The organism is Marinimicrobium alkaliphilum, assembly GCF_003259155.1.
Lineage (GTDB): Bacteria > Pseudomonadota > Gammaproteobacteria > Pseudomonadales > Cellvibrionaceae > Marinimicrobium_A > Marinimicrobium_A alkaliphilum.
Genome location: NZ_QGMQ01000005.1, coordinates 132,651 through 146,921, shown reverse-complemented (window position 1 = coordinate 146,921; position 14,271 = coordinate 132,651). Strand labels below are relative to the sequence as shown.

Below are 14,271 nucleotides of genomic sequence, written 5' to 3'. Positions count from 1 at the left end.
CGATGAGGATGCCATGACCACCGAAATACCGGATAAAGACGCGGTAAAAGCCTACCTGTTAGACCTGCAAGCGCGTATCAGCGCCGAGCTGGCAGAAGAGGATGGGTCGGGGGCGTTCGTCGAAGACGCCTGGGTGCGTGAGGAGGGCGGGGGCGGTCGCTCCCGGGTCCTCGCCGATGGCGAGGTGATCGAAAAGGGCGGGGTCAATTTCTCTCACGTCTTTGGCGAGCAGATGCCCGCTTCGGCCACGGCCCATCGCCCGGAGCTGGCGGGGCGCTCGTTCGAGGCCATGGGGGTGTCTCTGGTGATTCATCCGCGCAACCCTTATGCGCCCACCAGCCATGCCAATGTGCGCTTCTTTATTGCTGAAAAGCCCGGGGCCGACCCGGTTTGGTGGTTCGGCGGCGGTTACGACCTGACACCCTATTACGGTTTTGAAGAGGATTGCCGCCACTGGCACCGCACGGCCAGCGAAGCCTGTGCGCCCTTTGGCGATAACTTTTACCCCTTTTTCAAAAAGTGGTGTGACGACTACTTCTATCTCAAACATCGCCAGGAGCCCCGGGGCGTCGGTGGCTTGTTCTTCGACGACTTTAACGAGTTGGGTTTTGAGCGCAGCTTTGCCTTTATGCGTGCGGTGGGTGACAGCTACCTGCCCGCTTACCGGCCGATTCTGGCCCGGCGCAAGGCACTGCCTTACGGTGAACACCAGCGTCAGTTTCAGCTTTACCGGCGCGGGCGTTATGTCGAATTCAATTTAGTGTATGATCGCGGCACTTTGTTCGGGCTGCAAACCGGTGGGCGCACCGAGTCGATTTTAATGTCTCTGCCGCCGCTGGTGCGCTGGGAGTACGACTGGCAGCCAGCACCGGGCAGCCCGGAGGCGGATTTAACCGATAACTATTTGACGCCTCGCGACTGGGTGTAATACCCGGTTGCTACATTTCGCATACAGTCACAACCGGAAGTTGCATGAATGCCATGACCGATACCTACGCCGTTTTCGGCAACCCCATTGCCCAGAGCAAATCGCCCCAGATCCACAAGCAGTTTGCTGAGCAGACCAGCCAGGACATGGTTTATACCCGGCAGCAGCCTGAGACAGAGGCCTTTGAGCAGGCCGCAGATGCCTTCTTTGGCGATGGCGGCAAAGGTTTGAATATCACCGCACCGTTCAAACTCGATGCCTACAGTTACGCGGCTCGCCTGACTCCACGCGCTCGCCGGGCTGGCGCGGTGAACACGCTGGTGCTGCAAAATGATGGCACCTTGCTGGGTGATACCACCGACGGGATTGGCATGGTCAACGACATGCACAACCTGGGTTGGGAGTTGAAGGGCAAGCGGGTTCTGATTCTGGGGGCGGGAGGTGCCGTACGCGGTGTTTTGCAGCCGTTGCTGGAACAAAATCCCAAATCGGTGACCATCGCCAACCGCACCCTGCACAAGGCTGAGCAACTGGCGTTGGGCTTTCAGGATCTGGGAAAGGTGCAGGCTTTGGGGTTTGATGGCCTGCCCGGGAAACAGTTTGATCTGGTCATTAATGGCACCTCGGCGGGTTTTTCCGGAGAGCTGCCGCCTTTGCCGGACGACCTGTTGGCTGAAGGCGCTTGCTGTTACGACATGATGTACGCCGCCGAGCCCACCCTGTTTGTGGCCTGGGCCCAAGCGCACGGGGCGGCTCAGGTGGCGGACGGTTTGGGGATGCTGGTTGGCCAGGCGGCTGAGTCCTTTTATCTGTGGCGTCAGATCCGGCCGGAAGTCATGCCGGTGATCGTGGCTCTGCGCCGCCAAATGCAGGAAAAAGCCGAAAAATAATCCCGCCAGCGGACATTGTTGGGAGGTTTAGGCTATGATAAGGCTATTATCGTAACTATCATATATATAGGCAGCACATGGATACTTTCGACACCAGCCGCAATCTGACCCACCAGGTGGTTCACCGCTTGGGTGGTGCTATCGTGCAGGGTAGCTACGGTGTCGGCGAGGCGTTTCCGACCGAAGCGGAACTCTGTAACAGCTACAATATGAGCCGCAGTGTGATTCGCGAGGCGGTAAAGATGCTCGCGGCCAAGGGTCTTATCTCGTCCCGCCCGCGTCAGGGTATCCGTGTTCAGCCCAATAACCAGTGGAATATGTTCGACGCCGACGTGCTCCAGTGGACGCTGTCGGCGCGCCCTTCTTTACAACTGCTGCGTGAGTTTACCGAGTTGCGTATCGGTATCGAGCCGGAAGCGGCCATTCTTGCATCGCGCAAACAGAACCCTGACAACATTCGCGCTATCGAAGCGGGTCTCAAGCGGATGCGCGAAGCCGAGCGCGGCAACGACGACCCCCTTGAAGCCGATATCGCCTTTCACACCGCGATTCTGGTGGCGAGTGAAAATCGCTTTTTCATCCAGTTGCGCAACTTTATTCAGACCGCCCTGCGGGTCAGTATCGCGAGTACCAACCAGATCAAGGGTGTGACCATGGCGAGCTACCGCGACCACGAAAAGGTCTATGACGCCATTGCGGCCGGCCAGCCGGAAGCCGCCCACGACGCCATGTCCGGTCTGCTGATCGAAGCGCTGGAGCTGATCGACCAGTCAATGGCCGAGCGCGCCGCCGCCCACTGACACCACCGTCTGTCGGTCATCCTCTTGACGGCCGTGGTGTGCTTGGGCATTATAAATATGATAAATATGTCTTATAACGTCACCTTGTCTATTTCTGCGTAAGAGGAGCTCCGCCATGCCGGAGGCCTGTGCCAAGTATCCCAGCCTCAATGGCAAGACGGTTTTTGTGACCGGTGGTGCCACCGGTATCGGTGCTGCGCTTGTGCGGGCGTTCGTTGCCCAAGGCTGCGCGGTCGGCTTTCTCGATTGTGATCAGGCGGCGGGCGAGGCACTGGTCAGTGAGTTGGTGGCCCAAGGCGCCCTGGTGCGCTTCGAGCACGTGGACGTTACCCAGGTCGCCTCCCTGCGCGCGGCCATTCGGCAATGCGCCGATACCCTGGGCGACATCACGGTGCTGGTCAATAACGTGGGCAACGATCAACGCTTTGATCCGCGCCAGATAACGCCGGATCAGTGGCGCGCCAGCATGGCTGTCAATCTGGACCCCGCGTTCTTTGCGGCCCAGACGGTATACCCCATGATGGCCAAGCGCGGCGGCGGGTCAATCGTCAACCTCAGTTCCATCAATGCCCTGTTTGGCCCACCTCAAATGCCCAGCTACAACACGGCCAAAGCCGCCCTTCTGGGGCTGACCAAGTCGTTGGCTCAGGATTTCGGTCGGGACCGTATTCGGGTCAACGCGGTGCTGCCCGGCTGGGTCATTACCGAGCGCCAATTGGACCAATGGCTGACCCCTGAGATTGAGGCCCAGTGGATGCGGCAGGTGATGCTGCCGGAGCGGTTACTGCCCGACGATGTTGCCCGTATGGTGCTGTTTCTGGCCGCCGAAGACTCGCGTCTGATCACCTCCCAGAACTTCATTATTGATGGGGGCAGGCTCTGATGTCTGCGATGATTGCGGTGGACTGGGGCTCGAGCAGCTTTCGTGCGGCGCTGCTGGATGCGTCGGGTCAGGTGCAGAGCCAGGTGATTACCGACCGCGGGGGCAATGTCCTCCAGGCGACGGACTTCGAGCCTTACTTGCATGCGCAGCTTGAACCCTGGCGGCGGGCGGAGGGCGAGCTGCCTGTGGTGCTGTGTGGCATGGTCGGGTCGAGCATCGGCTGGCAGGAAGTCCCCTATCTCCGCGCTCCGCTGGCGATTTCCCGGTTGCCTGAGCACCTGGTGCCGGTCACCAGCGGCGCGCTCAAAGCGTGGATTGTCCCCGGTGTCATGGGCCGGTCGTTGTTGGGTGAACCCGATGTCATGCGCGGTGAAGAAACCCAGCTGTTGGGGTGGCTGTCCCGGCACCAGAGCCCAAACCGGGCTGAAACAATTGTCTGCCTTCCGGGCACGCATACCAAATGGGCGCACCTGAACGGTGGCGAGTTACAGCATTTTTCGACCGCTTATACGGGCGAACTCTATGCATTGCTGACGTCGCAGGGGGTTCTGGTGCGCGGCCCACAGCGTTATGACGAGCATGCGTTCTACCAGGGGCTGGGGCGCAGCGCCCAGGGTGAGGCGCTCAACCACACCCTGTTTGCGGCGCGCAGCCGGGTTCTGGCCGGGGTACTGGCGCCGGAGCTGGCGAGCGCCTACCTGTCGGGACTTATCGTGGGCGCTGATGTGGTGGGCTACCGGTCGCACCTGCCGCCCGGCGCCCGGGTGCAGATTATTGGTGGCCCGCAGGTCGGTGCGGCCTACAAGGCTGCGATGGACTATCACCAAGTACCTTGCGACCTGCACGATGGCACCGCCCTGGCGTTTGCTGGCCTGTTCCGCGCGGCACAAAAACTCAACCCCCGGCTTTGCCATGCAAACGGTTGAATGGCAAAACCACTGGCAGCGACTGCCGCTGGTGGCGATCTTGCGGGGAATCGCCCCGGATGAGGTGCCCGCGGTCGCTCAGGTCCTCCATGAAGCGGGTATCTCTCTGATCGAAGTGCCGATCACCTCGCCCCGGGCGCTGGAGAGTGTGGCGCAGCTGCACCGGCTGTTGGGCGAGCGCATAGTCGCCGGTGCCGGCACCGTGACCGAGCCTGAGCAGCTGGCGGGCATCGCCCGTGCGGGGGGGCGGTTGACGGTCTCCCCCCATTGCGACCCGGCGCTCATCGGCGCCGGCCTGAGGGCGGGACTGCAGGTGGTGCCCGGCGTGGCGACACCGACCGAGGCCTTTGCTGCCTATCGGGCAGGGGCCCGATTTCTGAAACTCTTCCCGGCGTCCAGCTATGGCATTGATCATGTTCGGCAGTTGCGGACGGTGTTACCTGACGACGTAAAACTGCTCGCGGTGGGCGGTGTTTCTGTGGACAATATGCCGGCGTATTGGCACGCAGGGTGCGCCGGGTTTGGCATGGGGAGTGAGCTTTACCGCCCGGGTGATACCGCACAGCAGGTGGCGGATAAGGCGCAGGCGATGGTGACGGCGTTGCGCGCATTGATGGCCTGATCACCCTGACCCCTGTTCGACGCGCCGGATAACAATAAATTGCAGGAGCATCAACAATGGCTTTATCGACTCTGGATATTGTGACTTTCAGCCTCTATTGCGTCGGCTTGGTGGCGCTCGCACTCTGGGTGTCACGTGAAAAGAAAGGGCACCAGAAAAATACCCAGGATTATTTTCTCGCCGGCAAATCCCTTCCCTGGTGGGCCATTGGGGCATCATTAATTGCAGCCAATATATCTGCAGAGCAAATAATTGGCATGTCAGGATCGGGCTTTGCCATCGGTTTGGCGATCGCTTCGTACGAGTGGATGGCGGCCGTGACCCTACTGATCATCGGCAAGTACTTTCTGCCGATTTTTCTGCAAAAGGGCATCACCACCATGCCCCAATTTTTGGAGCAGCGTTACGATCACCGGGTGCGGATCGTGATGGCGGTGTTCTGGCTGGCGCTTTACACCCTGGTCAATTTGACCTCGATTCTCTGGTTGGGCGCCCTGGCGATCAACGCCATTACCGGTATTGAGCTGGTGTACGGTCTGGTGTTTCTGGCGGTATTTTCGGTGGGCTATTCCATCTACGGTGGCCTCAAGGCGGTGGCGCTGACCGATATCATCCAGGTGGTGCTGCTGATCTTCGGGGGCCTGCTGGTGTCCTACCTGGCGCTGAATCAAATTGCCGATGGCGCGGGGGCCTTTCAGGGCTTCTCGATCATGCTCGCGGAGGTACCGGAAAAATTCAATATGATCCTCGAGCCCGATCACCCGCACTATATCGATTTGCCCGGTTTGACGGTGTTGGTGGGGGGCTTATGGATCATGAACCTCTCTTATTGGGGGTTCAATCAGTACATCACCCAGCGCGCACTCGCCGCCAAAAGCCTGAAGGAAGCGCAAAAGGGTATCGCCTTTGCGGCTTACCTGAAGTTGCTGATGCCCATTATCGTGGTGCTGCCGGGGATGGCGGCGGCCATGCTGACGCCGGAGCTGGCGCGCCCGGATCAGGCCTACCCGGAGATGATGAAGCTGGTTCCGCAGGGGCTGTTAGGGATCACCTTCGCGGCACTGGTGGCGGCCATCGCCTCCTCCCTGGGGTCGATGGTCAACAGCATCGCAACCATCTTCACCATCGACATCTATGGTCGCCTGATAGCTCCCGATGCCAGTGAGCGGCGCAAGGTTATGATCGGGCGTCTGGTCGCTTGCGGTGCAATGGTGATCGCGGTGATCATTGCCCGCCCACTGCTGGGCAATTTCCCCCAGGCATTTCAGTTTATTCAGGAGTTTACCGGTTTCTTCACCCCGGGCATCGTGTGCATCTTTCTTCTGGGTTTTTTCTGGAAAAAAGCCTCAGCCACATCGGCGCTGGTCGCCGCCATCGCCTCGGTGGTTTTGTCGGCACTGCTGTGGAAGTTCTGGCCCGGCCTGCCGTTCCTCGATCGGGTGGGGCTGGTATTTGCCAGTTGCGTGCTTTTGTCTGTGGTCGTCACCCTGGCCGGCGGCGCGCGGCGCCAGCCCAACGCCATTGATCTGAATGGGATCAGCTTCCAGACTTCGGGCAGCTTTAACCTGCTCAGTGCCGGTGTGGTATTGATACTGGTGGCACTTTACGCGACCTGGTGGTAGCCAAAAAATAACACCGGACACAGCATTGAGGACGATTTGATGCTAGGATTAACGCACGAAATCAGACAATAACAAGCGCTGCTGGCCGGTTGGGGTGTGCTGCCCCGGCACCGACGACACCGGTGGCGCCGAGAGAGATCGCGCGCGCCATGATGCAGTCGACCCGCTATCCGAGTCTGGATGGCAAAGTGGTATTTATCACAGGCGGAGCCACCGGCATCGGTGAGGCACTGGTGGAAGCCTTTGTCGAGCAGGGTTGCTGTGTTTCCTTTATTGACCTGCAAGCCGAGGTTGGTAAGCGCTTATGTGCGCGCCTGACGGAGCGCTTCGGGGAGGCCAGGGTTCACTTTTACCCCGGCGATGTGACCAAAAGTGACGATCTGCGCGAGGTCCTGGCGCTGACCAAGGCCCGTTGTGGCGATGTTCAGATTTTGATCAATAACGTCGCCAATGACCAGCGCTTTGACACCCGAACCCTGTCCGCAGAAAGCTGGTATCGCAGCCTGGCGGTCAACCTCGATCCCGCCTTTTTCGCCTCGCAGGCGGTGTATCCCATGATGGCTCGCAGCGGTGGGGGAGCGGTCATTAACTTCAGCTCCATCAATGCGATTTGCGGCTCCTCCAATATGGCCAGCTATAATGCGGCCAAGGCAGGCCTGATCGGATTGACCAAGTCGTTGGCGCGAGACTTTGGCGGCGATAACATTCGGGTCAACACCATTCTGCCCGGCTGGGTGGTGACTGAACGCCAGCTCAACAAATGGCTGACGCCCGAGGCGGAGCAGGAGTGGATGAACAGAGTGTGCCTGAAAGAGCGTATTTTGCCCTCAGATGTCGCCAATATGGCACTTTTTCTGGCCTCCGATGACGCCCGTATGATTACCGGACAAAAGTTTGTCATCGACGGTGGGCGCCTCTAAGTAACCCACGCAGGAGTTTGTTCGTGAAAACCCCCGAGTTGATCGCCGTTGTTCCCGTGGCCAATGCGTTAGGGGAGGGCGTGCTCTGGCACCCGCACCAGCAGGCCATCTGGTGGACGGACATCGAGGGTCAGACACTCTATCGCTACCACCCCGAGTCGCAAGCCTTGTCACACTGGTCGACCCCGGATCGGCTTACGGCTTTTGGCTTTGTCGAGGCCAGTGACTGGCTGATCGCCAGTTTCGATCGCGGTTTTGCCCATTACCGACCCGAGACCGGTGAGTGCCGATGGTTGCCAGCGTCCCCTGGGGTGGGACCTGGCATGCGCTTCAATGACGGCCGGGTAGATCCCCGAGGGCGTTTTTTGTCCGCAACCATGGTTGAGACCCCCGCGCTAGCCGCCACCGAAGGGACTTTATACGGGGTGCAGCAGGACCAGGTGCAACCGCTGTTCGGCGGGTTACAGATTCCCAATGCACTCTGCTGGAGCCCGGATGGCGAGACCCTGTACCACGCCGATGGGCGCCGTCGGACGATTTATCGCTACGATTACGATCTGGCCACCGGCGTCCCCAGTGGCCGACAGGTTTTTGCGTGTACACCGGAACCCATTGAGCCGGATGGCGCGGTCACCGACCGTCACGGCAATCTGTGGAATGCGGAGTGGGAGGGCGCCAGTGTCGGGTGCTATTCCCCCGCAGGCAACCGATTGCTGACGCTGCCGCTTCCCGTGTCCCAGCCTACCTGCGTCGCTTTTGGTGGCCCGGATCTGCGCTGGCTATTGGTCACCAGTGCTCGGGTCGGACTGGATGAGACCGACCTTGAGGCGCAACCCGAAGCGGGACACCTGTTTATTTTCGCGTCGGATACCCAGGGTTTGCCCTGTGATTTCTACCGTCCCTAGCCCATTCCCGCCCTGATGCCCGGCGTCCCACTATGGAAAAGAGAAAGTGGGACATTGCCTCCAGGCCCTTTGGCCCCAATGCCCTGAATACCGCAAAGCCCTTTTGCGGCGCGCCTTGGCGCATTTCCCGTTTTCTTCGCCTGAAGTGAGACTGACCACCTTTTCCCCAGGGGTAAAGGTGGGACGACGCTCGCCATTCTTTATGGAATTGTGGCAGGGCGTGTTGAAAGGGCATCTCACTGCAACGAAGCGCGAGGCGTTTCCCGGCGGTCTCTGCCCGGCTCTAACGATCAGACGCTCGGTGAGGACTGCCCTGAGGGCAGTGTTGCATCGCAAGCATAATAATTCTCAGATGATAGAAGGCGAGAACTTCATGAATAAGAACTCTAGCTTCAAGAAAAAGTTGATCGCGACGGCGATCAGTTCGTACGCATTGGCCGGTTTCAGCGGCGCCGCCATGGCGCAGGATGAGGGTGCCATTCTGGAGGAAGTTGTCGTTACCGGTATTCTCGGCAGCTTGAACCGCGCCATGGATATCAAGCGCGACTCCCAGGGCGTGGTCGATGCCATTGCGGCGGAAGACATCGGTAAATTCCCGGATACCAACCTCGCAGAGTCTCTGCAGCGGATCACTGGGGTATCGATCGATCGCGCCAACGGCGAAGGTAGCCGGGTGACGGTGCGCGGTTTTGGTGCCGATTACAACCTGGTCACCCTTAACGGTCGGCAGATGCCCACATCGGCGCTGGAGGAGACCTCCGCCGCGGCGACCCGCTCTTTTGACTTTGCCAACCTGGCCGCCGAGGGCGTGAGCGGCGTCGAGGTATACAAGACCAGCCGGGCATCCATTCCCACGGGGGGTATTGGTGCAACCATCAATATTCTGACCAACCGCCCTCTGGACAACCCCGGTCTGAGTGCATCTTTCGGGCTCAAGGGTGTCATTGACGAATCCACCAGCCGGGGGGCCGATATCACCCCGGAGGTTTCCGGCATCTACAGCAATACCTTTGCCGACGATACCTTTGGTATCTCAATCTCGGGCAGCTACCAGGAGCGCGAGAGCGGTAGTCGTGTGGCCACCACAGCGGCGGGCTGGCACACATTCACCGGCGATCAGGACGATACCAACAGTTGGGGCGGGATATCCCAAGACCCGAACTTGCATGTCAACCGCCCCGGGGTGGATGACCTCTACTCGGTGCCGCAGCAGCTGGCTTATGCGTTTCATGAAGTCCAGCGCACCCGTACCAACGGGCAACTGGCCCTGCAATATCGTCCGGTGAACAATGTGACCGCGACGGTCGACTACACCTACTCCAAACTCGACGTAAAACAACAGTTCCAGGATGTGTCAGCCTGGTTCAACTTTGGCCCGTCCACGGGGGTCTGGACCGATGGTCCGATTTCGTCACCGCTGATCTATGCTGAACAAACTGAAAACCCGGCCGATCTGGCCATGGGGGCGGGTAATTTTGCGCGTATAAATGAGAACCACTCGATGGGTATCAATGTCGAGTGGCTTGTCAACGACCGTCTGACCCTCGAACTGGATGCGCACTCCTCCGACGCCGAATCTCGTCCCAATAGCCCCTACGGCAGCCATAATGCGTTTGGTGTCGCCACCTGGGTGCGCAACGAAACGATTGCGGACTTTACCGCGGACTTCCCGATTCTCCAGGTCGTCTACCCTGAAGGCCAGGATGGGATAGAACCGAATGATATTCTCGTCGCGGGCAGCTCCTTCCGCAACAGCATGATGCGTTCGGAAATCGACCAGATTCACCTGTCGGGCAAGCTGGAGTTTGACGGCGGGCACAGCATTGACTTCGGCGTTATGCACACCGATGTTCACAACCGCTCTGCCTATGCCAATGTCCAGCGTGAGGAGTGGGGCGGCGTGGGAACGCCTGATGATATTGATGCTGACTTCTGGACCCGTGAGACGATTGCGGACCGCTTCAATATCCCGGGCAGTGACAGCCCGCTCTTGCACAACGAGTATTACAGTTTTGATTTTGATGAACTGGTCCGCCGGGCCACTGACATGTACCCGGAACCTGGTATCACCCCAGCGGGTGATTGCGGTACCTGGTATTGCGCGTCCAGTGATTACGCCAACCAGACCGACCGGTACGTACGTGAGGACACCTTCAGCGCCTACTTCCAGTTCAATATGGATTTCGACGTGTACAACATGCCGGTCAATGTTGCGACAGGTATGCGCTACGAGTCGACAAACGTCACGTCCACCGCCGCCGTTCCCGTTTTTGATCGGGTGGTGTGGGCTTCAGCCAACGAGTTTGGTTTGATTGGCACCGGGGAGCAGGACTACACCGAACTGACCGGGGGCTACAACAAGTTGATGCCCAGTATCGACGTCAGTGTTGAAGTGATCGAAGACGTTCTGGTCAGGGCCTCCTTGAGTGAGAGTCTGGCGCGCCCGAGTTACTCCGCTATTCAGGGGGGCACATCGGTCGCTCAGAACGCGCGCATCAATGGCGGCACCGCCAGCCGCGGCAACCCGGACTTGCTGCCCTATGAGTCAATGAATCTCGACCTGTCTGCGGAGTGGTACTATGACTTTGCCAGCTATGTCTCGGCAGGCTGGTTCCGCAAAGACGTGAAGAACTTTATCGGCAGTACCATCCTCGAAGAACAGCTCTTTGACCTGGCCCATCCGGCTCAGGGGCCGCGCTATGAGGAAGCCGTTGCAGCGGTAGGCAATGACGCCAACGACATCCGTGACTACATCTTCGAAAACTACGGCGATACCGAGTTTGTCGATGGCAACCGGATCATTGGCATTCCCGGTGAAGATGACCCGATCATTTTCGACGTTACGGTGCCCATCAATGAGCGCGACGCTGTGGTCTACGGTTGGGAGTTCGCGGTACAGCACATGTTTGGCGACACCGGCTTTGGGGTGATTGCCAACCTGACGCTGGTTGAAAGTGGTACCGACTTTGACGATCTGTCGCTCGATGAGCAATACCCGCTATTTGGTCTGAGTGATTCTGCCAACCTGATCGGTTTCTACGATCGCGATGGCCTGCAGGCGCGCTTGGCTTACAACTGGCGCGACAAATTCATCGCGGCGGGTGCCCATGGTACCGGCTACCCCAATCCGGTGTATGTCGAAGCCTACGGCCAGTTCGATCTTAGTCTGAGCTACGACGTGACGCCCCAGCTGACTGTCTTCGCTGAAGGTATCAACATCAGTGATGAGTACATGCGTCAGCACAGCCGGTCGAAGGAGCAAGTCATGAATGTGACCCAACTGGGGCCGCGCTACAACCTCGGTGTGCGCTACACTTTCTAAGCCCTCGGGCTTGACGGTGTAACGTCCGGGTTCCCGGCGGGCCTCTGGCCCGCCGGGATTTGCTCTTCCGAACACGATAATGACAAGAGCGGCCAACAGCCGTTCACAGCGGTACAGAGACATGATTGATCAGGTAAAGCGTGTAGTGATTGTCGGTGGCGGTTCAGCCGGCTGGCTCACGGCAGGCATTATTGCCGCCGAGCATGCGGCTGCGTCTGACCAGGGGCTCGAAGTGATACTGGTGGAAGCACCGGATATCAAGCCGATTGGTGTGGGCGAAGGTACCTGGCCCTCCATGCGCGCAACGCTTGAGCGTATGGGGATCTCTGAAACTGAATTTATTGGCCAGTGTGATGTGAGCTTCAAGCAAGGTTCACGTTTCAATGGCTGGATCCGTGGTGGAGATGCCCCTGCGGACCATTACTATCATCCCTTTACCCTCCCGACCGGATACCCCGAGGTCAATCTGGCCGTGCCCTGGCAGCAGGTGCGTGATCAGGTGAGCTACGCTGAGGCCGTCTGCCCACAGGTGGCGGTATGCAACGGTAACCTGGCGCCCAAGACCATCAGTACCCCCGAGTATGCCTTTGCGCTCAACTACGGCTATCACCTCAATGCCGGCAAGTTTGCGGATTTTCTTCGTCGCCACTGCACGCAAACCCTGGGGGTTACCCACATAAAGGCACATGTCTCAGGGGTTCGCAGTGCGGACAATGGCGATATCAGCGCGCTTTTGATTGATCAGGGCGAGCCGATTGTAGGTGATCTGTTTGTGGACTGCACCGGCCTTGCCGCCCGTTTGCTGGGCGAGCACTACGGTATTGGCTACGTCAGTAAGCGTGGTGTTCTGTTCAACGATACCGCACTCGCAGTCCAGGTGGACTATCCCCAGCCGGACGCGCCCATCGTGTCCCACACGCTCTCTACGGCTCAGCGCGCCGGATGGGTCTGGGACATTGGCCTGCCCACCCGGCGGGGCGTTGGCTACGTTTATTCCAGTGCCCACAGCACCGATGAATCGGCTGAAGCTGCTGTGCGCGCCTATCTGGCACCGACCATCGGCAAGGACGCCGAACGGGTCGAGCTGCGCAAGCTGTCGTTCAATCCCGGGCACAGGCGCGAGTTTTGGCACCGCAATTGTGTCGCGGTTGGGCTCTCAGCAGGGTTCCTCGAGCCGCTCGAAGCGACCGCATTGGTGCTGGTTGAATTATCCGCGACCATGATCGCCGAACAGCTGCCATCCAACCGGCAGGTTATGGACGTGGTTGCCGGGCGATTCAATCGCAGGTTTCTCTACCACTGGGAGCGTATCATCGACTTTCTGAAGCTGCACTATGTGCTCAGTGAGCGCCGGGACAGCGACTACTGGCGGGACAACCTCGATGCCAGTAGTGTGCCGGATACACTTGCGGAGCAGCTGTTGCTGTGGCGTCACGACTACCCTTGGCGTCAGGATACTGTGCATGCCGAGGAGATGTTTCCCAGTGCGAGTTTTGCCTATGTGCTTTACGGCATGGGGTTCAGCACCGCGCCGTTTCCGCATCGGCGGCGGCGCGACCAGAAAGCCTGCGCCCGGGCAGGTGAGCTGTTCAGACAAACCCGGGCAGACGCCCAGAAACTCAGCGGCTGCTTACCGAGCAATCGGGCGTTACTGAAAAAAATCAACGCCTACGGCTTACAGACCATTTGACCGAATAACGCCCTGGAGACCGATCATGACCAGCCATCAATTGCTGAACAATATTGACCACAAGGAATTGCGGGTAATCACCAAACGCGCCGCCGAGTACGGCGATCAGGTGATGTTCTCGCCCACCTTTCCGGATGAGTTTCGCAGTGTCCAGGCGCACTATCCGATCTTTTTCTATAAGGACAACGCGACCGGTCAGTTTCAGGCGGCGGCGATGTTCGGTTTTTCAACCGGTGAGAATCTGTTCTTGAGCGATCGCGGCTGGGACGCGACTTACATCCCCCTCGGGATCGTTCGCCAGCCGTTTTTGATCGGTTTTCAGGAATTTCAGGAAGACGGGGTGAGCAAAACGCAACGCGTGATTCATCTGGATATGGACAGTCCGCGGATCAGTAAAACCGAAGGCGAGTCCCTGTTCCTGGAATACGGCGGCAACAGCCCCTACCTGGAACAAGTGGCCTCCGCTCTGGAGCTGATGCACCAGGGTTTCGAGCGAGCGCCCACATTTATTGCGGCGTTGCTTGAGCACGAGCTGTTGGAGTCCTTTTCCCTCGATATTGAACTGAATGACGGCAGCAACCATCAGCTTCAGGGCTTTTACACCATCAACGAGGACACGCTTGCCAAGCTCGGTGGAGATCAACTCGCGGCGCTCAATGAGGCCGGTTGGTTGCAGCCCATCTACATGGCGATTGCGTCCCAGTCCCATATTCGCGACCTGATTGAGCGCAAAAACCTGCAGATGGCGCGGGAGACCTAGACG

Annotated in this window: 12 protein-coding genes; all 12 read left to right on the top strand. The window is 59.0% G+C overall.

Annotated elements, in window-relative coordinates; translation table 11 throughout:
- Positions 1-13 precede the first annotated feature (13 nt).
- The 12 genes from hemF to DKW72_RS09780 all read left to right on the top strand — a co-directional run bounded on the left by hemF (position 14) and on the right by DKW72_RS09780 (position 14,268).
- The gene (hemF, locus tag DKW72_RS09835; RefSeq protein ID WP_111642185.1) at positions 14-928 is read left to right on the top strand and encodes an oxygen-dependent coproporphyrinogen oxidase; all 915 of its coding nucleotides are present in this window, start codon (positions 14-16) and stop codon (positions 926-928) included.
- Positions 929-981: 53 nt separating this feature from the next.
- The gene (gene aroE, locus DKW72_RS09830; protein WP_111642351.1) at positions 982-1,818 is read left to right on the top strand and encodes a shikimate dehydrogenase; all 837 of its coding nucleotides are present in this window, start codon (positions 982-984) and stop codon (positions 1,816-1,818) included.
- A 77-nt stretch (positions 1,819-1,895) separates the two neighbouring features.
- The gene (locus tag DKW72_RS09825; protein ID WP_111642184.1) at positions 1,896-2,618 is read left to right on the top strand and encodes a FadR/GntR family transcriptional regulator; all 723 of its coding nucleotides are present in this window, start codon (positions 1,896-1,898) and stop codon (positions 2,616-2,618) included.
- Between the two features lie 115 nt (positions 2,619-2,733).
- Positions 2,734-3,501, top strand: coding sequence for an SDR family NAD(P)-dependent oxidoreductase (locus DKW72_RS09820; RefSeq protein ID WP_111642183.1), 768 nt, complete (start codon positions 2,734-2,736; stop codon positions 3,499-3,501).
- Complete coding sequence (locus DKW72_RS09815; protein ID WP_111642182.1) at positions 3,501-4,427, top strand: 2-dehydro-3-deoxygalactonokinase; 927 nt, start codon at positions 3,501-3,503, stop codon at positions 4,425-4,427. The genes DKW72_RS09820 and DKW72_RS09815 overlap by 1 nt, the downstream gene beginning before the upstream one ends.
- Complete coding sequence (locus tag DKW72_RS09810) at positions 4,414-5,049, top strand: 2-dehydro-3-deoxy-6-phosphogalactonate aldolase (protein ID WP_111642181.1); 636 nt, start codon at positions 4,414-4,416, stop codon at positions 5,047-5,049. The genes DKW72_RS09815 and DKW72_RS09810 overlap by 14 nt, the downstream gene beginning before the upstream one ends.
- Before the next feature lie 56 nt (positions 5,050-5,105).
- Positions 5,106-6,671: a sodium/sugar symporter gene (locus tag DKW72_RS09805; protein WP_111642180.1), complete on the top strand. Its 1,566-nt coding sequence runs from the start codon at positions 5,106-5,108 to the stop codon at positions 6,669-6,671.
- Between the two features lie 149 nt (positions 6,672-6,820).
- Positions 6,821-7,591, top strand: a complete 771-nt coding sequence (locus tag DKW72_RS09800) for an SDR family NAD(P)-dependent oxidoreductase (protein WP_111642179.1) — start codon at positions 6,821-6,823, stop codon at positions 7,589-7,591.
- 23 nt (positions 7,592-7,614) lie between these two features.
- Complete coding sequence (locus tag DKW72_RS09795; RefSeq protein ID WP_157960454.1) at positions 7,615-8,496, top strand: SMP-30/gluconolactonase/LRE family protein; 882 nt, start codon at positions 7,615-7,617, stop codon at positions 8,494-8,496.
- A gap of 373 nt (positions 8,497-8,869) precedes the next feature.
- Complete coding sequence (locus DKW72_RS09790) at positions 8,870-11,818, top strand: TonB-dependent receptor (protein ID WP_111642177.1); 2,949 nt, start codon at positions 8,870-8,872, stop codon at positions 11,816-11,818.
- Positions 11,819-11,939: 121 nt separating this feature from the next.
- Complete coding sequence (locus tag DKW72_RS09785) at positions 11,940-13,508, top strand: tryptophan halogenase family protein (protein WP_111642176.1); 1,569 nt, start codon at positions 11,940-11,942, stop codon at positions 13,506-13,508.
- 25 nt (positions 13,509-13,533) lie between these two features.
- A complete protein-coding gene (locus DKW72_RS09780; RefSeq protein WP_111642175.1) occupies positions 13,534-14,268 on the top strand; it encodes a SapC family protein in 735 nt (244 codons plus the stop codon).
- The last annotated feature ends 3 nt before the right edge of the window (positions 14,269-14,271 follow it).